This is a genomic window from Sphingobium nicotianae (assembly GCF_018603885.1).
GTDB lineage: Bacteria > Pseudomonadota > Alphaproteobacteria > Sphingomonadales > Sphingomonadaceae > Sphingobium > Sphingobium nicotianae.
This window is the reverse complement of sequence record NZ_JAHGAW010000009.1, coordinates 190,508-216,393: the sequence shown is the minus strand read 5'-3', so window position 1 is coordinate 216,393 and position 25,886 is coordinate 190,508. Positions and strand designations below refer to the sequence as shown.

Annotated in this window: 20 protein-coding genes and 1 pseudogene; 7 read left to right on the top strand and 14 right to left on the bottom strand. The window is 64.6% G+C overall.

Going from position 1 to position 25,886, the window contains the following annotated elements:
• Positions 1-87: 87 nt before the first annotated feature.
• The 4 genes from KK488_RS14895 to KK488_RS14880 all read right to left on the bottom strand — a co-directional run bounded on the left by KK488_RS14895 (position 88) and on the right by KK488_RS14880 (position 6,225).
• On the bottom strand, positions 88-984 hold the full coding sequence (locus KK488_RS14895; protein ID WP_214624485.1) for a LysR family transcriptional regulator: 897 nt from the start codon (positions 982-984) through the stop codon (positions 88-90).
• A gap of 104 nt (positions 985-1,088) precedes the next feature.
• Positions 1,089-2,978, bottom strand: a complete 1,890-nt coding sequence (locus KK488_RS14890; protein WP_214624484.1) for an ABC transporter ATP-binding protein — start codon at positions 2,976-2,978, stop codon at positions 1,089-1,091.
• Positions 2,975-4,810 (bottom strand): ABC transporter ATP-binding protein, encoded by a 1,836-nt coding sequence (locus KK488_RS14885; RefSeq protein ID WP_214624483.1) that lies wholly within the window; start codon positions 4,808-4,810, stop codon positions 2,975-2,977. Before KK488_RS14885 ends, KK488_RS14890 begins: the two co-directional genes overlap by 4 nt.
• Positions 4,811-5,010: 200 nt before the next feature.
• Positions 5,011-6,225, bottom strand: a complete 1,215-nt coding sequence (locus KK488_RS14880) for a cobalamin-independent methionine synthase II family protein (protein WP_214624482.1) — start codon at positions 6,223-6,225, stop codon at positions 5,011-5,013.
• Positions 6,226-6,525: 300 nt separating this feature from the next.
• Between KK488_RS14880 and KK488_RS14875 the strand changes: the two genes are divergently transcribed.
• The 3 genes from KK488_RS14875 (at position 6,526) to KK488_RS14865 (ending at position 8,980) form a co-directional block, all read left to right on the top strand.
• Entirely contained in the window at positions 6,526-7,581 is a 1,056-nt protein-coding gene (locus KK488_RS14875; RefSeq protein WP_214624481.1) for a mandelate racemase/muconate lactonizing enzyme family protein, read from the top strand.
• A gap of 239 nt (positions 7,582-7,820) precedes the next feature.
• Positions 7,821-8,477 (top strand): GNAT family N-acetyltransferase, encoded by a 657-nt coding sequence (locus tag KK488_RS14870; RefSeq protein ID WP_214624480.1) that lies wholly within the window; start codon positions 7,821-7,823, stop codon positions 8,475-8,477.
• 107 nt (positions 8,478-8,584) lie between these two features.
• Positions 8,585-8,980, top strand: coding sequence for a DoxX family membrane protein (locus tag KK488_RS14865; protein WP_214624479.1), 396 nt, complete (start codon positions 8,585-8,587; stop codon positions 8,978-8,980).
• Positions 8,981-9,117: 137 nt separating this feature from the next.
• Here KK488_RS14865 and KK488_RS14860 read toward each other — a convergent pair whose 3' ends face one another.
• From KK488_RS14860 to KK488_RS14820, 9 genes are all read right to left on the bottom strand, one after another.
• Complete coding sequence (locus KK488_RS14860; RefSeq protein WP_214624478.1) at positions 9,118-9,837, bottom strand: ThuA domain-containing protein; 720 nt, start codon at positions 9,835-9,837, stop codon at positions 9,118-9,120.
• Positions 9,838-9,962: 125 nt separating this feature from the next.
• Positions 9,963-10,994 (bottom strand): peptidyl-alpha-hydroxyglycine alpha-amidating lyase family protein, encoded by a 1,032-nt coding sequence (locus KK488_RS14855; RefSeq protein ID WP_214624477.1) that lies wholly within the window; start codon positions 10,992-10,994, stop codon positions 9,963-9,965.
• A gap of 26 nt (positions 10,995-11,020) precedes the next feature.
• Complete coding sequence (locus KK488_RS14850; protein WP_214624476.1) at positions 11,021-11,320, bottom strand: antibiotic biosynthesis monooxygenase family protein; 300 nt, start codon at positions 11,318-11,320, stop codon at positions 11,021-11,023.
• Positions 11,321-11,359: 39 nt separating this feature from the next.
• Positions 11,360-12,382 carry a helix-turn-helix domain-containing protein gene (locus KK488_RS14845; RefSeq protein WP_214624475.1) on the bottom strand — a complete coding sequence of 341 codons (1,023 nt, stop codon included), beginning with the start codon at positions 12,380-12,382 and terminating at the stop codon, positions 11,360-11,362.
• A 150-nt stretch (positions 12,383-12,532) separates the two neighbouring features.
• A complete protein-coding gene (locus KK488_RS14840) occupies positions 12,533-13,222 on the bottom strand; it encodes a GntR family transcriptional regulator (protein WP_214624474.1) in 690 nt (229 codons plus the stop codon).
• 179 nt (positions 13,223-13,401) lie between these two features.
• The gene (locus KK488_RS14835; RefSeq protein ID WP_214624473.1) at positions 13,402-14,568 is read right to left on the bottom strand and encodes a sialidase family protein; all 1,167 of its coding nucleotides are present in this window, start codon (positions 14,566-14,568) and stop codon (positions 13,402-13,404) included.
• A gap of 22 nt (positions 14,569-14,590) precedes the next feature.
• Entirely contained in the window at positions 14,591-15,517 is a 927-nt protein-coding gene (locus KK488_RS14830) for an amidohydrolase family protein (RefSeq protein ID WP_214624472.1), read from the bottom strand.
• A 209-nt stretch (positions 15,518-15,726) separates the two neighbouring features.
• Complete coding sequence (locus KK488_RS14825) at positions 15,727-18,381, bottom strand: TonB-dependent receptor (RefSeq protein ID WP_214624471.1); 2,655 nt, start codon at positions 18,379-18,381, stop codon at positions 15,727-15,729.
• 477 nt (positions 18,382-18,858) lie between these two features.
• The gene (locus KK488_RS14820; protein WP_214624470.1) at positions 18,859-19,839 is read right to left on the bottom strand and encodes an amidohydrolase family protein; all 981 of its coding nucleotides are present in this window, start codon (positions 19,837-19,839) and stop codon (positions 18,859-18,861) included.
• A gap of 259 nt (positions 19,840-20,098) precedes the next feature.
• On the opposite strand from KK488_RS14820, the gene KK488_RS14815 reads away from it, so the two are divergent.
• The 4 genes and pseudogenes from KK488_RS14815 (at position 20,099) to KK488_RS14800 (ending at position 24,670) form a co-directional block, all read left to right on the top strand.
• Positions 20,099-22,171 (top strand): nuclear transport factor 2 family protein, encoded by a 2,073-nt coding sequence (locus KK488_RS14815; RefSeq protein WP_250890461.1) that lies wholly within the window; start codon positions 20,099-20,101, stop codon positions 22,169-22,171.
• Positions 22,172-22,329: 158 nt separating this feature from the next.
• On the top strand, positions 22,330-22,764 hold the full coding sequence (locus KK488_RS14810; RefSeq protein ID WP_214624469.1) for a YciI family protein: 435 nt from the start codon (positions 22,330-22,332) through the stop codon (positions 22,762-22,764).
• A gap of 139 nt (positions 22,765-22,903) precedes the next feature.
• Positions 22,904-23,263 (top strand): annotated as a pseudogene (locus KK488_RS14805) (YciI family protein); the annotation flags it as partial.
• A 123-nt stretch (positions 23,264-23,386) separates the two neighbouring features.
• Entirely contained in the window at positions 23,387-24,670 is a 1,284-nt protein-coding gene (locus tag KK488_RS14800) for an RNA polymerase sigma factor (protein ID WP_214624467.1), read from the top strand.
• A 383-nt stretch (positions 24,671-25,053) separates the two neighbouring features.
• Here KK488_RS14800 and KK488_RS14795 read toward each other — a convergent pair whose 3' ends face one another.
• The gene (locus KK488_RS14795) at positions 25,054-25,884 is read right to left on the bottom strand and encodes a dienelactone hydrolase family protein (RefSeq protein ID WP_214624466.1); all 831 of its coding nucleotides are present in this window, start codon (positions 25,882-25,884) and stop codon (positions 25,054-25,056) included.
• Between the last annotated feature and the right edge of the window lie 2 nt (positions 25,885-25,886).

The following is a 25,886-nucleotide window of genomic DNA, read 5'->3' as shown; positions in this document are numbered from 1 at the left end:
AGTGGAGGGGAAGACGGCACTCGCTCCCCTGTCACGGCCTCGATCGTCTTCGGCGCCCATCTGCGATAGAGCGGATTTACATGCGCCTCACCGCTTCAGCACCGCCCGCGCGATTTCCAGGAACCGAACAACGGCGGGCGGCACCAGCCCTATGCGCCGCCGGTAGATGAAACTGCGCCGCACCACATCCATGCCCGGCACGTTGAGCGGCGCGATGAGGCCCGCCCGATCCTCCGCCGCATAAATCGTGCGTGGTAACCAGCTGACGAAGCCGGAGTCCGTGATCAGGGCCTTCATCATCGACACCGACCAGGTCTCCACCGCGATATGCGGCGGCGCGATGCCCAGTCCCACAAGATAACGCTCGAAAGCGATGCGCGGATCGCTGCCTCTCGGTGGCAAAACCCAGGGAAGCCCGGTCAGATCAGCCATTGTGAGTTCGCCCTTCGCCCGGATCGGGTGATCGACAGCCGCAATCACCGAGCCGGTGTCCTCGATGAAGACATCGAGCTTCTGGACATCCTCTTCCTCGGGAATATCGCCGACGACCACGTCGATCTTTCGGCCCGTGAGCGCAGGCGTCAACAGATCAGCCGTCCCCTCCATCATCTCGATGCGCAGGTCCGGCGCTTCCTGGATCATCCGGCCGAATATCGGCGGTAGGAACGCAATGCCGAGGCTCGGCTGCGATCCGATGCGCAGTACGCCGGCCGTGCCGCTCCTGAGGCGGCCGATCTCGTCCCGCGCGTGCTTCTCCTCCAGGTCGATCCGGCTGGCGAAGGGCAGCAGCGATTCCCCATAGACCGTCAGCGCCACGCCGCTCGCAAACCGATCGAACAAGGGGACGCCAAGATTCTGCTCCATCCGCTTGATGATGCGGCTCAAAGTCGGCTGGCTCATGCCCAGCGCGGTCGAGGCGCGGCCGATGCTGCCATGGCTGGCAACGCTGAGAAAGGCGCTTCGCTCGCGATCGTCGAGAAGCATGGGAGTCCTCCGGCTGGACGGATTCGGTATGACTCCCATGTCACAGCCCCATGAGTCACTTCAAGGCCCGACCCTCTCCCCTTTTACTCCGGTCGAGAGCGATGTCAGGTCTGCGTGGAGGCAAATTGCGGCGGCGTGGCCCCCGCCTCGTCCTGCGGCTGAACATCGTCGAACGAGCTGTAATTGCTCGTATAGAGATGCGCATAGAGCCCGCCGAGCGCGATCAGCTCGTCATGAGCACCCTGCTCGATGATCCGGCCCTGCTGCAGCACGACGATCTTGTCGGCGTCGCGAACCGTCGCGAGGCGATGGGCGATGACAAGGCTGGTGCGGTCCCTGAACAGCACCTTGAGCGCGCGCTGGATGTCCTGCTCGGTGAAGCTGTCGATGCTCGCCGTCGCCTCGTCCAGAATGAGGATCTTGGGATCGGCGACCAGGGCGCGCGCGAAGCTCACCAGCTGCCGCTGGCCGAGCGAGAGATTGTTGCCGCGCTGGCCCATCATCGTGCCATAGCCCTGCGGCAGCGTCTCGATGAACTCGTGTGCGCGCACCGCCTTGGCCGCCGCGATCACGTCCGCGTCCGAAGCCCCGCTCGCATAGCGGATATTCTCCATGACGGTGCCGGTGAACAGGAACGGCTCCTGCAGCACCATCGCGATGGTCTTGCCGAGGCTGTCGAGCGTCACGTCGCGCACATCCCGCCCGCCGATCTTCACCGAGCCCTGCCACACGTCGTAGAAGCGCTTGGTGAGCGAGGCGATGCTGGTCTTGCCCGATCCGGTCGGCCCGACGAGCGCGACGGTCTGGCCTGGCTTCACGTCGATATTGATGTCCTTAAGGACCGGCTGGCCTTCCTTGTAGCCGAAGGTCACATGATCGAAGACGATCGATGGCGCCACATCGTCGCCGAGCGGGATCGCGCCCGGCTTGTCCTTGAGCTGCACCGGCGCGTCCAGCACCTCGAAGATGCGCGCGCCCGCCGTCATCGCGCGCTGCGCCATCGTATATTGCATGGCGAGCGTGCGGATCGGGTCGAAGAAGCGCTGCACGTAGAAGATGTAGGCGACCATGACGCCGATATCGATGCTGCGGCCCAGCACCTTCTCGCCGCCCACCACGATGACGATCGCCATGGCAAAGCCGGTCAGCAGCTCGACGGTCGGGATCATCACCTGCGAGATGCGCACGGCTGCAACCTGCGCGTCGAAATTATGCTGCACGCGCGCAGCGTAATGATCGAAATTGACATCCTCACGCCGGCTTTCCTGCACGGTGCGGATGCCATTGATATTCTCGGCCAGCGCGGCATTGGTCGCCGAGGAGGCATCGCGCGCCTTCAGGAAGATGACCCGCGCATGCCTCACCCAGATCGCCTGGACCGTCGCCAGCAGCGGGATTACGGTGATGGTGAGCAGCCCGAGCTGCCAGTTCATGGCGATCAGCACCACAACGATGCCGATCAGCAGGATCAGGTCGCCCACGGCTTGAACAGCATTCTCCATGAACTCCTGCAGCGCATTCACGTCGCCCTGCAGCCGCGACATCACGCGCCCGACATGGGTCTTGTCCATGAAGGAAAGCGAGACGTCCTGCAGATGCGCGAACATCGCGCGGCGCAGGTCGAAGATCACCTGCTGCGCCAGCCGCGCGGAGAGCGATTGCTGGAGGAAGCTGCCCGCCGCATTGGCCAGCACGATCCCCGCGAACATCATCAGCACGAGCTCCAGCGGCCGGCTGCCCGGTGCATTGACCGCGCTGTTGACGGCATCGCGGATCGTGATCGGGATCGAGATGGCGGTCAGCGTCGCGACCACGACCGAGACGATCACCCAGAGGAAGCGCGTCTTGTATGGCGCGACGAAGGCCGCGAACCGGCGCACCAGCCCGGATTTTTCGCCCGTGCCGAATACCGCATCGGCATCGTCCGCGCCACCGAACGCGCCACCCGGACCACCGCCTCGGCCGCCGCCGAAGCCGCCGCCACCGCCCATCATGCCACGTCTCCCCGGGCGTTCTCGTCTGTCTCCGCGCCGGATCGTGACTGCAGCTCGAACAGGCGGGCATACATCCCGCCGGTTTTGACGAGCTGCGGGTGCGTCCCGCGCTCGACGATGCAGCCTTTGTCCAGCACGATGATCTCGTCGGCATGCATCAGCGAGCCGAGCCGCTGGGCGATGATCACCGTCGCCTTGTCGCGCGTTGCTGCCTGCAGTGCCCGGCGCAGGCGCTGCTCGGTCGCCGCATCGATCGCGGCCGTGCTGTCGTCGAACACCATGACGCCCGGCCCGGGCACCACGCCGCGCGCGATCGACATGCGCTGGCGCTGTCCGCCCGAGAGGCTGACGCCTCGCTCGCCCAGCTTGGAGTCATAGCCCATCGGGAGGCCCGTCACATAATCGTGGATGTGCGCTGTGGTCGCCGCCTCGATCACCCGCTCCTCTTCCGCCAGCGGATCGGAATAGGAGACATTGCTGGTGACTGAAGCATCGAACAGGAAGGCTTCCTGCTGCACCACGCCCACGATGCGGCGCAGCGATTCCAGCGTCACGTCGCGCACGTCCTGCCCGGCGATGGAAACGGCGCCGCGATCGACATCGTAGAAGCGCGGGATGAGGTTCGCGATCGTGGTCTTGCCCGATCCCGGCGGCCCGACGACACCGAGCGTCTGCCCCGGCTTCACCTCGAAGCTGATGTCGTGGAGCACCGGCTTGCCCGGCACATAGCCGAAAGTGACATGATCGAATTTGAGGCTCGCGCCCCCGCTGATCACCAGCGGATGCGCGCCCGCCTTGTCCTTGATGCGCGGCTCCAGGTCCAGAATCTCGAACAGCCGCGCCCCGCAGGACGACGCCCGCGCCCAGCTGTTCATCACCATGCCGGTCATCCGCAGCGGCCCGACCAGCACGGTCATGTATGCGAGGAACTCGGTCAGCCGCCCGACCGTCATCGTGCCCGCCTGCACATGCCGGCTGCCGATCAGCAGTACGAGGCCGAGCGAGGTGTAGTAAGCCAGCGTGATCATCGTCATCGCGGTGACGAAGGTCTTGATCCGCATCCGCTGCGCGCGCAGCGTCTCGGTCGCCATCTCATCGAACTTTTGGAGTTCATAATCATGCGAGGCGAAGGCCCGCACCACGCGGATGCCCTGGAGATTTTCCTCCATGGTGCGGGTGAGGTTGCTCATCCGCTGCTGCAGCACGAGCCAGACGCGCCGGAAATTCGCGCCCATGGTGGTCGCGCGCCATGCGGCATAGGGCACGAAGCTCAGCGCCAGCAGGCCCATGTAGAAATCGGTCGTCAGCAGCATGACGATCGAGGCCGTAATCATCAGGGTCAACATCAGGACGCGCAGCATGCCCTGGTCGATGAACTGCCGCGCGCCTTCCAGATCGAGCATGCCGCGCGTTATCAGGTCGCCCGAGTGGATGCGGTCGTGAAACTCGAAGGACAGCTCCTGCAGCTTGGCGAAATAAGCGCGGCGCAGCTTGGCACCGACCTGCTGGCTCACCGTCTCGCTGTTATAGCCGAACGACGCCGTCAGCAGCCCGCGCATCAGCCCCGCGCCGAGGATCAGTGCACCGGTTCTGAGCAGCGCCATGCGCGCCTCGCCGGCATGGCTCGCGCCGGCCTTGAGCAGTTCGCTCGCCTGATCGACACCCGCACCGAGCAGCTTGGGGATCATCAGGCCGAAGAAGGAGGCAGCCAGGATCGAGACCGCCGCCAGCCCCATGCGCCATGGATGCTCGAAGCCGAGCTTCGCCAGCCGGCGCAGGATGTGCGGGGCAATCTTGACGGTCAGAGGATCGGTCAGATCGGTCTGGCTCATCGATGTCCCCTCTCCTCTGAGACGACTCTCCTGCCGCGACTCTCGGCGACACTCTGAGCAACTCCGTCCACGCCCAGACATTTAACATGATTATAGTTGCTATAGTCAACTGCGAGATCGCGTCACGATCGGAAGAATGTTTTGTCCGAACCGAAACCGTCGCAGCCGCTCCCCGGGGAGAGCCGGGGAACGGCGCTCCCTTATCCTTTCATACGCTTGCCCGCGATGCGGCAGCCTTCGGACATCGCCTTGAGCTTCGCCCAGACGATCTCTTCGTGGCCGACGCGCGAGCCGATGCCACAATCGGTGCCCGCGTGGACATTCTCCATGCCGACCAGCTTGGCGAAGTTCACCAGACGCTCGGCGACCAGCTCGGGATGCTCGACCAGATCGGTATAATGGCCAACGACGCCCGGCACGATGATCTTGCCGTCGGGCAGCTTCACATCCTCAAACACATGATATTCATGGGCGTGACGCGGGTTCGACGCCTCGAAGGAGTAAGCCTGCGCGTTGATCTGCACGAGCTTGTCGGCAATGTGCCCGAACTCGATGTCGTTGGTGTGCGGACGGTGGCCCGAGCCCCAGCACATATGGAAGCGGATCTGCTCCTCGGGCAGCCCGCGCAGCGCGTGATTGATGATCTCCACGCAGAAATCGAGATAAGTACGATATTGCTCGACCGACCAGTCCGGATAGAACATCCAGCTGGTCGCGAACTCGGGCTCGTCGATCTGGACGTTGAGGCCGGCGTCGGTGATCGCCTTATATTCCTCGCGCATCGCGTCGGCGACAGCGAACATATAGTCCCGCTCGTCCTTGTAATGGAGATTGGTCGTGCCGGCGCCGGTGCTGAGCGGGCCGAGTGCCGCGATGAAGCCGTCCGCGTCCGTCTTCCCGGCGTGCGTGAGCGCCTTCTTGAGCGCAGCGATGTCCTTGGCGGCATCGGCCTGGCCGACATAGGTCACCGGGCCGGTACAGACCGCCTCGTAGCGGCCGAAGTCCGGCATGGCGCCACCGGGCTGGGCGAAGCCGGGGCGGATCGGACCACCCGAGCCGGCGAACCACAGGCCGGACTCGTAGAAGCCCGGGAAATCGCGCTTGTCGCGCTCCGCGACGAAGGCGCGCTTGGGAGTCGAGCCTGCCGGGCGCTCGCGGCGGTCGAAACCGGTTGTGCGCGCGGCGATATAGCTCGTGTAGGCGCCACCATTGGCCGCCTTCACATATTCGCCGTCATTGACGATATCGACGCCGCATTCGATCTGCTTGTCGACGACCCACTGCACGGCACCGGGCAACTCCGCCGCGATTTCGGTCTTGTGATCGTCATATTTCGCCAGCTTCGCATCGAAGTCCGCGGGGCGCGGCAGGTTGCCGCCGTGGCTGCTCAGGAAATAGTCGGTCGAACGCTTCATCGATGCCATCCTCATTATGTCGTCGGCAGGGCCCGTCGGACGATGTGCCGCTAGCCCCGGAATTGCTGCGTGATTGCCGGCCTCGCAGAGGCAATTGGGGCTGCGGCCCGAGGAGAGAGAGTTCGGATCGCAGCCCCGGCTGGCAACATTGTTCGCACCGCTTGGTCTATTGAAACAGCTGTTCGAAATATTGTCCGCATCGGAAGAACCCGTTGCCCGTGTGTTCCCCTGCCTTGCCTTTTCACGAACGGGGCATAGGCCATGGTAAACGCCCGCCCCGGACAGAAAGGCAGGAGAGGCATGAAGATCACCGGCTGCGAGACGCATGCGGTCACCGTCAATTTCGAGGGCATGATGTCCGGCACCCATGTCGTGCTGCGCCTCAGGACCGATCAGGGCATCGAGGGCATCGCCTATGTGAGCCGCGTCGGTCCGCGCAATATCCGCGCCATGGCGCTGGTGATGGAAGCGATGGTCGAGAGCATCCACGGCCTCGATCCGTCCAACGCCGAGGAGATCTACCGCAAGCTGTTCGGCGCCGCGCTCGGCGCGCCCGTCTCCGGCCTGGAACTGCGTGCCGCCAGCGCGATCGACGTCGCCTGCTGGGACTTGAAGGGCAAGGCGGTCGGGCAGCCCGTCTTCAGGCTGATGGGCGGCTTTCGCGATCGCCTCCCCATCTCCGCCAACTGGGCCCTGATGCCCGGCGGCCCGAAGGACAAGCTGCAGGCGCATCTCGAAAACCTGCTCGCGCGCGGCTTCCGCGCCGTGAAGGCGCCCTGCGGCTTCGCCACCATTCCGGACGCGGTCGACCATGTGAAGTTCATCCGCGCCGTCGTCGGCCCGGACGTCAGGATCATCGTCGACCTGAACTTCGCCCATACGGTCAAGAGCGCGCTGCGCTTCGCCCGCGAGACAGAGGAGGTCGACCTCTACTGGATCGAGGACCCGGTCGCCTTCCACGATTACGACGGCATGGCGCAGGTGCGCGCGAACGCGAAGCAGAACATCACCGCCGGCGAAGTCTATCAGCACCCGCACGAGTTTAAATGGCTGCTGGAGCGCCGCGGCTCGGACAATGTGATGATCGACCAGGATCTCGGCCTCACCGGCTTCCTCAAGATCGCGCACATGGCGCAGGCCTATGGCTGCCCGGTGGTCAACCACCTCGCGCCGGAAGCCCTCGCCCACCCGATCGCGGCGGTGCCCAACGGCCTGATCGTCGGCCTCGTTCCCTGGGGCCAGCCGCTCTTCACCGAGCCGATGAAAGTGGACGACGGCAATCTCGTCATGCCGGCCACGCCTGGCTTGGGCCTGACGCTGGATGAGGACGTGCTTAAAAAGTGCGCGGTAAGTTGAGGCAGGGACAGCCATTCTCAATCCGGCTGACGCGCCGTCCGGACCGTCAGATTGCGCTATCCCGCCGGTCTCTTTCTTTGGCATGATCGTTCACTGCGGCTCGTGAGCGAGTCCGCGTCCCGACGCCGGAACGGATCGAGGGAAATCTGGGTGGAAGCCGAGGTTTTTCAGCATCTTCGACAGAATATTTCGTGAAGATCCCGTTTTTCCGATATTTGGTGTCACCGAGGAGAGCGGTCATGTCCAATATGTTCCCCGGCGACTTGACGAGAGAGCCATCTACCCCGACACTTGTCGCAATCCCGCATAAGTCGAGGAAGGAGGTCGCGCTGCTGACCCTCGAGACCGAGCGCCTGATCCTGCGCCGCTGGCGCAACGAGGATCTGGCACCGGCTGCCGCCATCAACGCCGATCCGGAGGTCATGTCCTGGATCGGCGCGGGGCCAATGTCTGTGCGCGATTCCGGCGAATATCTCACGCGCAACGACGCCGGATTCGACACGCACGGGTTCGGCATCTGGGCGGTCGAGCGCAAGGAGGATCATGCCATGATCGGCTTTTCCGGCCTGCGCCGGTTCGAGCGGCCGCACCATCCGCTCGGCTCCTGCATTGAGGCCGCGTGGCGTTTCGCGCGCGAGGCGTGGGGCAAGGGCTACGCAACCGAGGCCGCTCGCGCCGCGTTTCTCGACGGTTTCAACCGCTGCGCCATCGCCACGATCACCAGCTGGGCACCGGAGGGCAATCTGCGCTCGCAAGGCGTCATGCAGCGCATCGGCATGACCCGGCGGGCCGATCGCGATTTCGACACGCCCGCCTTGCCGCAGGGCCATCGCCTGCGCCGGCACGTGGTCTTCACCGCCGATCGCGCGACCTGGCCGGCGCCGGCGATCGGCTGAACCATCGATCATCCTCGCAACGGGAGGGTCGTCGCATCCATCAGGCACTCAACAACCGACATAGGCTCTGATAGGGTTGCGACAAAGAAGGCTGATCGGAGGGGGAAATGAAACTGGCCTACACCATCGTGCGCCTGATTTTCGGCGCCTGGTTCACTTATGCGGGCATCGAATATTTCCTGCCCAATCTCCAGCCGTTCGGCACCACGGCGATCGCGCAGCAATTTACCCATGCCCTCGTCGACAGCGGTCTCATGCTGATCGTCAAGCTGATGGAACTGGCCGCGGGCGTCCTGATCCTCGCCAACCGCGCCGTGCTGCCGGCGGCGCTGGCGATCCTGCCGATCTCGGTGGTGATCGCTTTCTGGAACATCGTCCTCGATCCGGCTCCACCGGTCGGCTACGCCTTCGGCGTGGTCACGCCGTTGTTCAACCTGATCCTGCTATGGCCCTATCGGGAGAGGCTCGGGACACTGCTGGTCTGGAAACCCGCACAGGCCTAGTATGACATAGCCCCTCCTCTTCAGAGGAGGGGTTGGGGTGGTGCTTACGACGTACCGGGTGATCGCTTGGCGAGCGATGCTGCGCATCGCCACCACCCCCTACCCCTCCTCTGAAGAGGAGGGGCTTAGAAAGAGAGTCAAAACCCTCGTCGATGCGCCGCCCATTCGAGGCCGCGATTCACCAGCGTCTTGAACACCGGCATGTCCCACGGTCCCCGATAATCGGGCTGATCGGGCAGATGCGGGAAAGGCTTGTCGAACGGCCGGTTGGCATGGCCGAGCGCCAGATAGAGGATGCCGCCGCCGGCATCGCCGATCCGGCGCTTGTAGAGCATCGGATGATCCTGCTCCTCGAACTTGATGCCGCCGAAACCCTCGCCGCCCCAGCGCGTGTGCAGCAGCACCTCATAGTCGTTGGTGACATTCTCGATGCAGTAGAGTTCGTCCGGGACATCAAAGTCGGAGATGCCCTCCAGCAGCGGATCATCGGCCTTGGTCACTTGCACGCGAAACGTGTCGTACTTGGGATGCGTGATGAAGCGCGATCCCAGGATGCGCGCCATCGCCTGGTTGCCCGCGACCGAGTTGGAGGCATGCAGCGCGAACCAGCGTCCGCCTTTCTCCAGCCAACGCCGCAACACCATGCTCGCCTTGTCCGTCACCGGCAGCTGCGAGGTATAGCTCACCAGCAGGTCGCCATTGGCGATGCCGCCATCATCCTCATAATCCTGATGGCAATCGACGCGGATGCCATCGAGGTCATAGATGGCCTGAGCCAGCCGCAGCCGCGCGAAATCGAAGTCGTGGTTCCGCCACGGGCTTCCGCAGACGAGATTGGCGACAAGTGGTGCAGGCATGATGCTTATCCTTCGCTATCTCCCTCCCCGTTCGGGCTGAGCTTGTCGAAGCCCTGTCCTTTTCTTCAAGAAGGACGGCCCTTCGACAGGCTCAGGGCGAACGGAATGGGAAGACTGATGCGGCCCTATCGAACCCGCCGGAACTTCTGGATCTGGTGATCCAGCGTATCCTCCATCGGCATGCGCTTGAAGCCGCCGCCGAACGAGCAGCACACCTCCGCCACATAGAGATTGCCCTTGCTGTCCACGGCGAGGCCATGCGGCGCGATGAAATTGCCCGGCGCGGCGCGGTTCTCGCTGCTGTCGCCCCAGCGCGCGGCGATCGTGCCGTCGGGATAGAAGACGGTCATGCGCCCCGGCAGGTCGTGGTCGGCATAGCCATGCACGAAGCTCCCCTGCCCCGGCTCCAGCGGTCGCCACAGCTCGGAGACATAGATCAGCCCGTCCTTGTCGACGGTCACGTCGGTCGGCCGTCGAATGTCCGTCCAGATATGCAGCAACTCGCCTTTGCGGGTGAAGATCTGGATGCGGTCATTCTCGCGGTCGCAGACGATGACATTCTCGTCATTGTCGAGCGCGATGCCGTGCGGCAGGTGGAACTGCCCCGGCCCGGTGCCGACATCGCCCCAGCTGTTCAGCAGCTTGCCGTTGGCGTCGAAGTGGTGGATGCGCGCATTGCCGTAGCCATCGGCCACGAAGATGTCGCCATTCGCCGCGATCGCGACATTGCAGCAGGTGTTGAACGGCCCCGCGGCGCGCTCGACGAACTCGTTGTGATGGATCTCCGGCTTGCGGTGGAAGCCATAACCCGTGTCGCTCACCTGCCCGGGACTGCCCAGCATCCACTGGAAATTGCCGTCGAGATCGAACACCCGCACGACGCTCTGCCGGTCGTCCGTGCAATAGACGATGTCGTCATGGATCGCGATGCCATGGGCGCGGCCAAACACGCCGTCGCCCCATTTCTTGATGAAGGTGCCGTCCTCCTCATAGACCATCACGCGGTCGCCGTTTCGGGTGTGAAGATAGACGCGATCCTGGCTGTCGCAGGCGACATCGGCAATGTCGCGGTGCTGATATTCCTCGCCGTCCGGGCATTGCTCCCAGTTCGGGATCAGCTCGAATTCAACCTTCACCTTGTCGGATGTCGTCGCCATCAGACCCTCCCCGATCGCCTATATCTTCAGAAAAAGCGCCCCACCGTCTCGGTATGCTCCACCACCGGCGGCGCGGCGAAGAACGGCCCGGCAAGCGCGCGCCACTGCTTGAACCCTTCGGACTCGCGGAAGATCACCATATGATGGTCGACGCTGTCCCACTGCACCATGAGCCGGTACTGCGCCGGGTCCTCGGTCACGCGCTCCAGCGCCATGTGATGACAGCCCTCGGCGGCGCGCAGCACCGTCGCCGCCTCGGCAACCGCCGCCTCGAAGGCCGCGGCATTGGCAGGGTCGATCGTCAGCTTGGCAATTTCAGTAATCATTCGGTCTTCCGTCAAAACGTGTAGATGCCCGGCGCGGCGCTATGCCGCCACGGCGAGCATCTTTTCGCCCGACACCTTGTCGCCTCGCCGGCGATTGGCAAGTTGCCCACCGGAAGAATTAATTGACCGCTGACGATAGTCGCGCGGGCTCATGTCGAAATGCTCGCGGAAGCTGCGCGTGAAGTGGGGTGCGCTGTTGAACCCCCAGGAGAAGGCGATCTCGGTGATGCTGTGCCCGGCCCAGCGCGGGTCGGTCAGTCGCGCGGCGCATTCCTCCAGCCGCCGGCGCAGCACATAGGCGGAGATAGACTCGTTGTTCGCCGCGAAGATCATCCGCAGATAGCGCGAGGAAAGCTTGAGATGCGCCGCGATCATCGCCGGACTCAGCTCCGGATCGCGCAGATTCTGCTCGATGAACGAGCGCACCCGCCAGTGCCGCCCGGTCATCACCGAGGAGCGCGAGCCAAGCCGGTCGAACGACGCGACGTAACAGCTCGAGATGATCGCGAGCAGATGTTGCGCGGCGCGCTGACGGCATTCGTCGCTGAGGCCGAGGCGGAGCTGCTCCAGCAGGCTGCGCGCCATGGCGCCCGCCGTCGAGACCAGATCCTGTCCGATGCCCAGCCGCCGGCCGCAGCATTCGTGCGGGCTCGGCAGGCTCTCGCGCATCACCGTATTCGGCACGCGCAGCATGATCACCGCGCAGTCCGCATCGGCTGTGTAACTATAGGGCGCGCCATTGTCGCACAGGCTGAGATCGCCTGGCTCCAGCATGATCTGGTTGCCATATTGCTGGAAATCGCCGGTGCCTTCGATCTGGAGCAGGAAGGTGAAACAGCGCTCGTCGCCATCGTTGATATCGCCTTCGGTCCTGCGGATGCCGATGGCGCCGCTGCGCAGATGAATGAAGCGGATCGGCCCCAGATCGTCGACGGAAATCCCCAGCTCATCGCGCCGGCAGCCCTCTTGCCTGACTTCGGCGGATTCGATCTTGAGCGAGAAGAGGTTGCTCCGGCGGTCACCCCTTTCCCTGAAAGCCGGCCAGTCGAGCTGTGTGGACATCGATCTCTCTCCCCATCCGCATCTCATCGGAGCGCGTCATATTTCCTATATGATATTTTAGATAGGATCGAGGTCAACGCGATTTCCGGATTGGAACCGTTATTCTTCCGGATAATGCAGGTTTGAGGGTTATGCACCGCGGCGCGGCCTTCAGGCCGTCGCGAAAGGCAGCAGCCGGTCGTAGGATTTCTGGATATGCTCGCGCATCGCCTGCTCGGCGCCATCGGCGTTTCCGCTCGTCAGGGCGTTCACCAACGTCACATGTTCCCCATAGGCTTCCCGCGTCACCTCGCTGTGCGAGCGCGCCCGGAAGATGTGGAAGTGCGAATGGAGCCGCGCGAGCGACTCCTGGATGATGTCGTTGCCCGATCCGGCGGCAATCGCATCGTGCAGCTCGGCGTCGAGCTGGGCGAACCGATCATAGGATTCGAGCTCGTCGCGCGGCTCCATCGCGTCCGACAGCGTGCGTAGCGTCTGCGCCAGTTCGGGCGTCATGCGCTGCGCGGTCCGTCGCGCCGCATAAGGCTCGAGCAGCAGCCGCATCTCGTACAGCTCGTCAACCTGCTTGCGGTTGAGCTGCGGCGCGGAGCAATAGCCGACATAGTGCCGCTTGGTGACGAGGCCCATCGCCTCCAGCATCGAGAGCGCCTCGCGGATCGGAGTCTGCGATACGCCCAGCTCGCGCGCGAGATGATCGATCGAGATGCGCGTGTCCGGCGGGATGCGCAGCGACATGATGTCGGCGCGCAGGATGTTCACCACCTCTTCGGCAAAGCCCTGCGAGCGCTGCACCCGACGGCTGCCGCCCCTGTCGCTTTCTCCGCCGATCTGGCTCGCCATGTTCATTCGTCCGCTAGCCTTCCGCGCCGAAATGATGTCCCGACGCTCGGTCACGCGCAAGCCTTATGCTGCGCCCGACTGACCTGAAACGGCAGGAATAGTTTCCAAACCAGCCATGATCGGATTCCAGATGGGCAACAAGGGCCTTCTGACCGGGGCACTGGAGTAGATCGGCAACATCAGTCGATGCTGAAGATGCTGCGCTGGATATGGCGCACGCCACCATTCGCCTGGATCTTGTCATCCTTGCTGTTGAAATAATAGAGGACACCGATCTCGCCCTTGTCCGCCAGCCAGGCATTGGGATAGCCCAGATCCCAGCTCCCGCCGTCATCGCGCACGATGATTTCCGGTCCCCAGCTCTGGCCGCCATCCTCGCTCACCGTGGCGCGGATGCCCGAGGGCATCAGCCGATAGCCATAAACCGCGACGATCCGGCCGTCTGGCAGGATGACGAGGCTCACCGGCGCGCCATAATCGTTGATGCGCGAGAGGAACGCCCATGTCTCGCCGCCATCGTCGCTGCAATAGACCTCGCTCCACATCACGCCGGTGGGGTCGCGCTGGCAGCGCAACGTGCACAGGATGCGGCCATTGGGGAGCAGATAGCCGCGCGGATAGAACCAGCGATGGCCGATGAACGCAACGCTCGGGTCGCTATAGTCGCCATCGGCCTGCCCCCAGGGGTCGTCCCGCGGCGTGATATAGGACATGAAGTGGAACTCCCGGCCCTGGTTGGTGCTGCCATAGACCAGCGGGTGACGGTGACTATTGTCCTTCTCGACCGAGAACATGAACAACAGGCATCGTCCATCGGGACGGATCAGGGTGGACTGCACACCGGTCATGGCGGCGAGGCCATCGAGCGGCAGCAGCACCGTCGGTCCCCATGTCTTGCCGCCATCGCGCGACAGATTGACCGTGCCGCGCGCGCTCGCCGTCGCGAATCCGCCGCCGCTGCCATTGGCGACGAGGATGTTCCTGTCGAGATAGTCGACCGGTTCGGCAAATGCGCCGGGCATGCGGGCCATGGCATCGGCCCCGCCGCCCCCGCCCGGCCCCGCCATCATGTTGAGCTGCGGATGCGCGCCATCCCATGTCCTGCCGCGATCGCGCGAGCGCACGGTGACCGTCTTGGGGCCGGTGCTGTTCTTGCCGAGAACATCGTGGCGGATCGCGGCGCCGCTGGTATAGGAGACCGTACGCGCGGTGAAATTGGCGATCAGCTCGCCCTGCGCATTCTCCCAGAAGCCGCTGGTGAACGGCCAGGAGCAGAACTCGTCCTCGCGCCGATAGACGATCGCGTGATCGACATGGCGGGGCGCGCGCGGGGGGCTGAACTTCATCCTCTCACTCCTCCTTCCGGTCTCAGGTGCCGGCCTGTCCATAGATGCGCGCGGCATTGCCATGGAGGAACTTGCGCGCCTCCTCCTCGCTCAGAAAGTCGGCGGCGGCGCGGGCCATCGCGGCCTTCTCCTCATAGCTCCACAGCATCGACTGGCCGATGTCCGAGCCCCAGACGAGCCGGTCCGGCCCGAAGCTGTCGACCATGCGCCGCACGATGCGCGCCGGACGGACATCCTCCGCCGCGAGCCGCTCGAAATTGATCTCGGTGATCTTGAAATGGACGTTCGGCACCTCCTCGAAGATGGCGATGGTCCGCTCGATGCCGAAGTCCGGCGCCTTGGGCATCACGATTTCCTGCCCGGCCGCCTTGGCGATCCCCACCTCGAACTGGGTCATGCCGAACGGCATCGCGCCATGATCGAGAATGATCGGCAGGTCCGGGAACATCTGCGCGATGATCTTCACCAGCGGCAGCAGATAGGGCAGCTGGTTCATGAACAGGATGGCGGTGAGCGGGGTGCCGAGGTCCGCGCACGTCTTCCACACATTCATCGCCTCGGGCGAGCAGAGCCAGCCCGTGTCCAGCATATCCGGGCGGAACTGGGCCATGCGGAACCCGCGGACATGGTCGTTGCGGACCATGTCGCGATAGACCCCCGGGGTCGCCGGATCGTCCGCATCGAGAATGACGACCGGATGCAGACGGCCGGGATATTTGCGCGCGCTGTCGATGATGTAGCGATTGTCATAGCCATAGACCTGGCCGCGCTGGACGAGACAGGCCCGCTCGACATTCTGCGCATCCATCATCGCGATCAGCGCGTCGCCCGTCACGGTGAAATTGGGCTGCGGCGGCGTCGGATCGTCCGGGCGCAGGCCCCGCGTCTGATAGGTGTCCCAGTCATCCGAGATCAGATGCGCATGGGTATCAAACAGCGGAAAATTCATGAATTGCTCCTTCTCAAGAGACGGCCGCGCACGTTGCCGGCGCGGACCGCGCGGCATCGCTCCATGAGCGGCCTCTCCTCATTCTCTTGATGTCTCTCAGTGCCCTTTCCGCGCCGCCGAGACTTGCCTCGTGCGGATGGCGGGCTTGCAGTTTTGCGTCCGGCCATCGCCCACCCGGAAGAGAGGAAGGCGGGCGATGGCCGTCACCGTCAGAACCGCTTCTTGAAGCTCAGATACCATTGGCGCGGGGCAGCCGGCTGGCCGAGATTGGTCGGCAGGCCGAGTCCCTCGAAGATGGTCACGTTCTGGTAGTAGATCTTGTTGAACAGGTTGGTCGCGCCCACCGAGACATCGAAATTGAGGTCCGTGTTGGCGTAGGTGATGCGGCCGTTGAACACCGAGCGCGCCGGCGTGTCATATTGCGGACGGTTGGAGTCATTGACGGTCTTGGCTTCCCAGAACCAGTCGAGGCGCGGCGTGATGCTGCCCTTGAGCGCGGGGACCTCGGCCTTGTACTGGATACCGCCGCTCATGTTGACGCCCGGCAGGTTGCGCGCGGTGCTCCCCGCCTGCGCCGCGAACTTGTTGTAGCCGAACGAATAGTCGATCGAGAGATTGTCGATCGGCGTCAGCGTCACTTCCAGTTCGGCGCCCTTGGCATGGCCGCCGATCGCGTAGGAATAGGGCCGCGCCACGCAGGCCACCCCGACGCCCTCGTGAGTGTTGAGCGCGCCGCCCTTGCTCGGATCGCGCGGACCGTCCGTCGCGGCATTATAGGCGCGGCAGGTGGTAAAGGCCGTAGCCTGATCGGTCCCCGCCGGGCCGCCCGGAATGACGGTGCTGTTGCCGGCCACCTTGCCGATCAGCTGCTTGGTCACCGGATCGACCGCATATTGCGCTTCCTGGCCGGAGTAGGACGCGGGACGCTCGGTGAAGGTGATCGCATAGACGGCCGCATTGATGCGCAGGCGCCGGTCGAAGAAGTCGGCCTTGATGCCGGCCTCGTAGCTGATGATGTTCTCGCCCGGCAGCTGGCCTTCCTGGCCCGGCTGAGAGGGACGCGCCTGATAGCCCGGCAGGCGATAGCCCGAACCGGCCGACACATAGAGCATCGTGCGGTCCCATGGCTCGTAGTTGAGGCCGGCCTTCCAGTCCCAGCGCTTCGTCGCGATGGTGGTCTTGAAGAAGGTGTCGACGCCGTCGGAGACGAACACGTTCGAGCCCTGCTTGGTGCCGTCGTTCAGGCTGGAGAAGTCCACGCCCTTGGCGTCGTCGGAATAGCGGATGCCGCCATTGACCGTCAGCCGGTCGAACGGACGGACGTTCACATTAAGATAGGCCGCCTTGGAAAGCGGACTGTAGAGGACGCGCTGATAGCGCTGCGTGCCTGCGCGCACGCCCTGCGGTTGGCCGAGATGCTCGGCATCGCCTTCATAATAGAAGACGCCCGCGACCACGTCCGCAAAGCTGAACTGGCCGGTCAGCCGCGCCTCGCCGGTCCAGTGCTTTTCGTGGACCTCGTGGTAGATAATCGAGTCATTCAGAACCGTGCCGTCGGATGCGGCGCCGAAATGCTGATCCATCTTGCGCCAGCCGGCAATCACCGTGAAGTCGATCTGGTCGGTCAGGCCGACGACCAGCTTGCCCTGGATACCGCGATTCTTGAGCGGCACGGTATTGCCGTAGCACTTGCCGCCGCGGAAGATCGAGCCGGTATAATAGGTGTTGCCGGTGATCTTGTAGCCCGCCGGAAACGGGTCGCAATAATTGTCATAGGTCTTGAAGATGTCGTTGATCTCGAAGCGCTTGTCCCAGCGGAACGGCGTCTTGCCGGGGATCGTGAACTGGTCGGCCATGGTGATGAAATTCTTGTTGGCCTTGCTCTCGTCCACCGTTCCGTTCGGCTGCAGGCCGTAGGTTTCCGCATAGTTGGTGCGGAAGATCTTCTCGGCGGGAATCTCGTCATTCTGGTCGGTATAGTCGGCCGTGATGTTGAGCTCGACATTGTCAGCGGGCTGCCAGCGCACCGCACCGCGAACGCCCTGCGTATCCTCGCCGCCGAGATAGTCGAACGTGCAGCTGCCGGGCACGCGACCGCCGACGAAGCTGGTGGCCGGCGTCTGGAACGGGAAGCTGCCGGCCAGCTCCGGAGTGCCGTTCTTGAACATCTGGCAGCTGAAATCGACCATCTCCTGATAGCCGCGGCGCTTCTTGGAGGCCATCGCCACGCTGATCGCCAGCGTATCGGTCAGCGGCACGCTGAAGCCCGCGCGCAGGTCGCGGCGATTATACTGGCCCACCGTGACGTCGACATAGGCGCTGGTCTCGGTGAGGCTCGGCTTCTTGCTGACCAGGTTGACCGCGCCGGCCTCGGAGTTACGGCCGAAGAGCGTGCCCTGCGGACCGCGCAGCACTTCAACATGGTCGATGTCGAGCAGGTCGAACTGCGAGCCGAACAGCAGCGGATAATAGACGTCGTCGATGTAGAAGGCGACGGCCGGCTCACCGGCGAGGTTCGGGTCGGCTTGGCCGATGCCGCGCAGCGAGGCCGTCACGGCCGGGCCGTAAATGCCCTCCGCCTTGCGGAAGCGCGCGTTGGGGACGACGTTGCCGATGTCGGCCGCATTGGTGATCTGCCGGGTGGCCAACGTCTCGGACGTGACCGCGGTGATCGCGATCGGCGTGTCCTGGACGTTCGTCGCGATCTTGGTCGCGGTGATGATGATGTCGTTGTTCGGCCCGCCTTCCTCGCTGGCCTGAGCCGCCTGCGGCGCGGCGGCGGTGCCGCCTTGCTGCGCGAGCGCGGCTGTCCCGAGCGTCAGCGACAAGATCGACACCGAAGCCATCGCTATTTTCTTGACCATGATCCTCCCCCTTATTTGGATTTGCGATGTTTGATTGCCAGTTTTGCTATTGATCCGAGCTCCATGTCGCTTGACTGGAACGGAGTAACAATTTGTCGGGCATGTCCCGCTTGCGAAGCGGGCGAAATGCTGCGCTTTTCCGGTCATTTACACGAACCGGAATTCACGATTTACAATTTGATTTCAGATATTTACTTTATGCCGCGTGTGGAATTTGGCGGCATGGATCGCCTCAGAGCCGTTTCAGTCAAAACCAGAGCCGTCTCAGTCAAAAGACATCCATCTCAACCAAGACCGAAGACGATTCAGGCAAATTTTCAGAAACACCGGAATAATGAAGCAAGTTTCAGAGCCGCTTCCGAGCGGTGCTCTGACGAGCGCGGTTCGCATATCGGTGAGACAACAACAAACGCGGACGGGCCCCGGAAGGCCGCTCGCCGCCCGCGCCGTCGTTTGACGCGGACGGCAAGGACAGGATCAGACCTTGGACCCTCGGCCACCGGGCACGAAGATCCGGTTGGCGGTCTCGAAGAACACCGCCTTCTGCTGTGCTTCCGGCAAGCCGGCGGCGGATTCGAGCGCATACTGCACCCACATGAACATGCTGCCCGGCGTGTTGCCGACGTCGCTGCCCCAGACCATCTGGTTGGCGCCGAACGTCTTGACCATATGCTCGAAGAAGGGCGCCAGCTCGACCTTGGCGGCGTGGAGCTGCTCGATCAGCAAAGTTGTATATTTGTAATAGACATTCTTGTGGGCGACGAGCGCGCGATGCTCCGGCGTCAGGCCGAAATTCGGGCCACCCTCCGGCTTGGGAAAGCCGATATGGTCGAGCACGATGTTGACGTTGGGATATTTGGCCGCGAACTCGCCCACTTTCTTCATCGTCGGCGCCATGTTGCCGCCGATCGGCATCAGCACCACGACGAGCCCCAGCTTGTTCGCCATCTCCCAGGCGGGCGCGGCCGCATCGGTGAGGAAGATGTAATTGCCGTCCTTGTCCGGCCCGCCCGTCCAGCGCACGCCGCTGATCCGGTTCTCCCGCACATATTTCTCGAGCAGCGCGGGACCGTCGGCGGCAGTCGGCGAGGTGATCACGACCGGAATGATGCGATCGGGATATTGCTTCGCGATGTCGAACAGATAGCGATTATCGGTCTGGTAAGTGCTGTTATACTGCACGCCGCAGCCCTTCGCGATGCCGCACTCGTCCCAGAAGGCGAAGACCTCCTTGGGCGTCTGCGGGAAGCGCATCGCCTTGGCGACCATGATCTCGGGGCCGTAGCGCGAGTTGCTCGCCTTCATCGGATATGTGTCGACGTCGTTGGTGTAGAAATGCGCGTGCGTGTCGAACAGCTTGAACGAGGGCGTGATCACATGGCTGAAGGCAGCCTTGGGAAGCGCCGATGCGGCCACCGCGCCGAGGGCGGTGCCCAGAAAGGTACGACGTCTCAACATATCATCCTCGCCTTCTCTATCTCGTTGACATGCCCCCGCATGACTCGCCGCCAGCCGCGACGTGCCCGAAGCCGGGATCGCCAACATCTACCAGCCGGCGCGCGCCCGACTTGATCAGGGCGGCCCTGTTGTCTGCCAGCTTTGGCACCAAGCCCTTGGCGGGCCGCAAGAATGATGCAAACGTCAGTGCCGACTGAGGATAGTCAGGCCGGCCCGAACAAAGGCAAGGGCAGGGCCGGACGCTGGAGAGGAGACAGTTATGACCGGTGAGGCAAAAGCCATGTTCGCGGCATGGGCGTTGACGGCATCGTCGCTCGGCCTGGGCGCCAGCGCGGCCGCGCAGCCCCCGGCCGACTCCACCGACGCGCTCGCCCGCGACGTGACCCGGCTCGAATCCCTGCGCCAGGTCAAGGACCTGCAGCGCAGCTATGCCCAATATGCCCAGTTCGGCCTCTGGCCCGACATGGCCGCCTTGTTCGCGAAATCCGGCCGGATCGTCTGGGGCGATCAGGTGATCGAAGGCCCGGCGGCGATCGCCAAGTGGCTCGCCGCGCATGGCGGCCCCGCCGGTACCACGCCGGGCGCACTCAACAACGACATGATCGACGATCCGCTGATCAACCTCTCGCTCGACGGCGAGAGCGCCAGGGGGCGCTGGCGCGGCCTCGCCTTCCGGGGCGACGGCAAGGGCAAGGCCTGGATGGAAGGCGGGCTCTACGAGAATGACTATGTGCGCGAGGGTGGCCGCTGGAAGATCGCGACGCTGCATTATTATCCCCAATATGAGGGCAGCTACGCCACCGGCTGGAGCAATGTGGGCCAGCAGGAGCTGCCGATCGTGCCGTTCCATTTCACCCATGACGAGGTCGGCGTGCCGATCCCCCCGGCGGCAGGCGCCGCGCCCCCCAGCGGCACGACGCTCGCCGCGCTGCAGGGCCGGATCGCGGCGGTCAACGACGAGGACGACGTCCGCAACCTGCAGAACAGCTATGGCTATTATGTCGACATGCGCATGTGGGACGATGTCGTCGATCTGTTCGCCGACGATGGCGTGATCGAGATGGGCGGCAAGCTCTACAAGGGCAAGGCCGGCGTCCGCCAGGCGATGGCGCTGATGGGCCCGGCCGGCCTCACCCGTGGCATCCTCAACGATCATCCCCTGTTCGACACGATCGTGCGCGTCTCGCCGGGCGGCACCGAGGCCTATGCGCGCGGCACCGATCTCGGCATGATCGGCGATGCCGAGAAGGGCACGGCGCGCTGGGACATCAGCGTGTTCCGCAACCGCTTCGTCAAGCAGGGCGGCCTGTGGAAGATCCGCGAGATGCGCCTGACGCCGCTCATGACGGCGGACTACAAGACCGGCTGGGCCAATGGCGGTACCCGCCCCGCCATGCCCGCGCTGCTCGGCGCCAATCCCGCCACCGGCAAGCCCGTCGCCACGAAGGGCCTGACGATTGCCGCGGCGAAGCCGCTGACGGCCGCCATCGCCGCCGCCTCCCCCGCCGCCGCGCCGACCCTCGCCGATCTGCGCCGCCGCTACATGCGCTCGGTCGCCTTCGACGGGACGGAGAATGTCTCGGCTGCCTACGGCTATTATCTCGACGATTTCCAGTGGCCGGGCATGTCCGGCATCTTCGCGGTCAAGGGCAACAAGCAGTCGCCCTTCGCCGGCTATTATTTCGGCCGTGACCGGATCGCCGGGGCCGCCGCCGCCATGTATGGCGCGACGCCCGACGCCTCGACCGTCAAGCGCCAGGGCATCGCGTTCCACTGGCGCATCCAGCCCGTCATCCATGTCTCGCACGACGGCCGCTCGACCCTCCAGCGCACCCGCCTCTTCCATCCCAACACGGGCAAATATGACGCGGCGGCGGGCGGCCCCAACAAGCGTAACACCATCCAGACCGGCATGTATCCCAACGACCAGTTCGTACTGGAGGACGGTATCTGGCGGATGTGGACGCTGACCATCGACGAACCTTACATGATGATGCCCGACTGGCAGGGCGGCTGGTCGGCCGCCAAGCCGCCCGCGCCCGGCGGCGGCATGCGCCCGAGCCCGCTGCTCCAGCGCTACCCGCCCGATCTCCTGATCTCCGCGCTCGGCAAGCGCGAAGAAGGCTTTGCCGGCGGTCCCGGGACCACGATCAACTGGCCGGACATCCTGCCGATGTGGTTCCACTACCGCAACCCGGTGAGCGGTCGCCAGCCTCCGCTCTATTGGCCGGACTGCGTTCCCTGCGAGGCGCAACCGCAGAACCGCATGACCAATAACGGCTACCAGATGCCGCCCAATGGCCCTGCGGTCGACGGGGTCGAGCTGAAATAGGCTCCACGCCCCGCCGGCGCCCGCCATCGGACGGACGCGCATCGGCCTCCCGTCACGGGCCGTCCAAAATAATTTGCAGGACGCTGTCGATTCCGGAAAGCGTCGTTCGTCGTTCCGATGTCAGGTCGATGTGGCCGGATCAGCAAAGGAGACAGACGATGCGTGTGATGGTGTTCGTGAAAGCCACCGAGGCCAGCGAAAACGGCATGGCCCCCACCCCCGAGATGCTCGAAGCGTTCGCCGCGATGGACCGGTTCACCGAGGAGCTGGTCGAGGCGGGCGTCTTCGTGGCCGCCGCCGGCCTCAAGCCCAGTGCGCAGTCCAAGCGCATCGCCATCGAGGGCATCAGCCGCACGGTGATCGACGGGCCGTTCGCCGAGGCGCGCGAGCTGGTCGCCGGCTTCTCCATCTGGGAAGTCAAGGACATGGACGAGGCGATCGCCTGGGCCAAGCGCTGTCCCAACACGATGCCGGGGCGGAGCGAGATCGAGATCCGGCCCTTCTTCGAGGCCGAGGATCTCGCCGACTTCGTCACGCCCGAGGAGCTGGCGGCACCTCGCAGCGGCGATCGCGGCAAGCTCGGCGTCGCCTGACGATAACGACCAACCGCGAGACGAACGCTCCCGCATCACCGCGCCGAAATTTTTTCGTCGCCCGTGTCGATTCGCAGAGAGCCCGTTCGTCGTCACGATACCGGCGCAGGATGTGCCGGCCAACCAAGGAGACAAGACAATGCGTGTGATGGTGCTGGTCAAGGCGACCGAAGACAGCGAACGGGGCCTTCCGTCGCCCGAGGACATGAGCGTGATGCTCGAGGCGATGGGCAAATATAATCAGGAGCTGATCGAGGCCGGCGTGATGCTGAGCGGCGACGGGCTCCAGCCCTCCTCGGCGGGCAAGCGCGTCGCCTTCGACGGTCCCAGCCGCGCGGTGATCGACGGGCCGTTCGCCGAGACTCGCGAGCTGGTCGCCGGCTACTGGATCTGGGAAGTGAAGGACATGGACGAGGCGGTCGCCTGGGTGAAGCGCTGCCCCAATCCCATGCCCGGACCGAGCGAGATCGAGATTCGGCCTTTCTACGAAATGGTCGATTTCGGCGAGATGACGCCCGAGGCCAAACAGATCCACGACGAGATTCGCGAGAAGCTCGCCGGTCACTGATCCCGCCGTGCGCGCCCCGCTTGCCTTGCCGGCGCGCGTCGCCGACAAGGCGGCATGGCGGCGGACGGGACAGGCACGGAGACGGACAGGGCGATCGAGGCGGTCTTCCGCATCGAGCGGGCCAGGCTCATCGGCGGTCTGGCCCGCTCGGTCCGCAACATCGATCTCGCCGAGGAGCTGGCGCAGGATGCGCTGGTCGCCGCCCTCGCCGAATGGCCCCGATCCGGCGTCCCGGCCAATCCGGGCGCCTGGCTGATGACCGTCGCCAAGCGCCGCGCCATCGACGCCATCCGGCGCGACAGGATGCGCGAGCGCAAGCATGAGGAGATCGCCCGCACGCCCGACGAGAGCGCCGACGATGTGGCCGAGGCGATCGAAGCGGCCATGGACGATGATCTTGGCGACGAGTTGCTCGGCCTCATCTTCACCGCTTGCCATCCCATGCTGTCATCCAGCGCCCGGGTGGCGCTCACCCTCCGGGTCGTCGGCGGGTTGACGACCGACGAGATCGCCCGTGCCTTCCTGTCGAGCGAGCCCACGATCGCGCAGCGCATCGTTCGCGCCAAGAAGGCGATCGTGAAGGCCGGGTTGCGCTTTGAGGTGCCGCGCGGCGCCGAACGGGCGGCGCGGCTGCCGGCGGTGCTCGAGGTCATCTATCTCATTTTCAACGAGGGCTATGCGGCGACGGCGGGCGACGATCTGGTCCGGCCGCGCCTTGCCCAGGAAGCGCAGAGACTGGGCCGCATCCTGGCGGCGCTGATGCCTGCCGACAGCCCGGATTCTGCCGAGGTGCTCGGCCTTCTCGCCCTGATGGAGATCCAGGCGTCGCGCCTCGAAGCGCGCACCGGCCCGGACGGCGCCCTCATCCCGATCACCGAGCAGGACCGCGCGCGCTGGGACCATCTGCTGATCCGCCGAGGCTTTGATGCGCTGGCCCGCGCCGAGGCGCTGGGCGCGGACGGTCCCTATGTGCTGCAGGCCGCCCTTGCCGCCTGCCACGCGCGCGCGCCGAGCGCGGCCGAGACCGACTGGCCCCGCATCGCCACGCTCTACGACCGGCTGCGCATTATGATGCCGTCGCCCGTGGTCGATCTCAATCGTGCCGTCGCGCACAGCATGGCGTTTGGGCCTGACGCGGGCTTGCGCCTGCTCGACGGGATAGACGACCTCGCGGCCCTGCGCGACTATGCGCCGTTGCCGGCTGCGCGGGGCGACTTCCTGTTCCGCGCTGGCCGCCTCGCCGAAGCCCGCATCGAATTCGAAGCCGCCGCCCGCCTCACCCGCAACAGCCGCGAGGCGGCCTTCCTCACCGCCCGCGCGCAAGCGTGTGGCGAGTAGCGACACCTTCGCACGGAAACCTGCAGCCTAAACCAACAGTGTCTGCGAAAGCAGGAACCCAGGGCACAAGCGACGGCCCGGACCGCCCGGGCTCCTGCTTCCGCGGGAGCACCGATCTGGCTGACGTAGGACGAGCTCCGTCTTGCTTCCGCCGCCGAAAAAGCTGTCCTACACAGCCGCCTTCATGTCAGGACGGACGCGTTCTTTCTCAGTCCTGAATAATCGCTTTTCTCGATCACCGGCTGCCATGACGCAGCCAATCCGGGGGGTTTTGGGATAAAAAATATCGCCCGCAGCGTGACCTTCGTGAACTTCGCACGATTGTTACGCGGCCCCGATCGACCCAGTCGATCACCAGCACGGACGCCGCATCCCTCGATACGCTACTTCAATCGCGCCTTGAGCAGCTTCAAAAACTCTCCCCACACCCGCCCGGTCGCCGCCGCATCATAATTGGGGCCGCCGGGGATCGCCCAGCCATGATTGGCCGGATAGACCTCGACCGTCCCGGGCAGCTTCGCGTCCGTAATCGCCCTGGCGAGATCGGTCTTGTCGTCCGGCTCGCGAGCGTCGTCGTCCTTCGCGCTCGCGATGTAATAGGTCGCCTTGGTCTTGCCGATGATCAGATGCGGGCTGTTGGGCCGCGCGGTCGCAATGCCCAGGCCATAGGCGCTGCCGACGGCGGCGATCCGGTCCGGCAGGGCTGCGGCGGTGCGGATCGCATAGGAAGCGCCAACATCATAGCCGATCGTGCCGGCCTTCTTCTTCGTCGCCGTCTGCTTCAGCGTGTCCAGATAGGCCACATAGGCGATCGCGTCGCGGGCGATGCCATCATCGGTCGTCGCCGCGCGATAGGCCATCTGGACCTTGCGCACCTCGGGGTCGGCCATGTTGATCTCGGCGCCGGTCGCCCGCGCACTGCGATAGAAGGCGTTGGGCTCCAGCACGACATAGCCCTGCGCGGCGAGCTTCCGGCCCATCTCGCGATAGGCGGGACGCAGGCCGGCCAGGTCGTGCCAAAGGATCACCGCCGGCCAGGCGCCCTTGCCCGCAGGCGTGAACAGCACGGCATCGGCCTCCCCGTCCGGTGTCTTGATCGTCACGTCCTTCTCGGTGACACTCGGCGCTTTGGCGATCGCCACCCCCGTCGTGGCAAAGGCCAGCGCCGCCGCGCTCGCGGCGAGGAAGGTCCGGCGCATCTCATTCGTCCTCATGG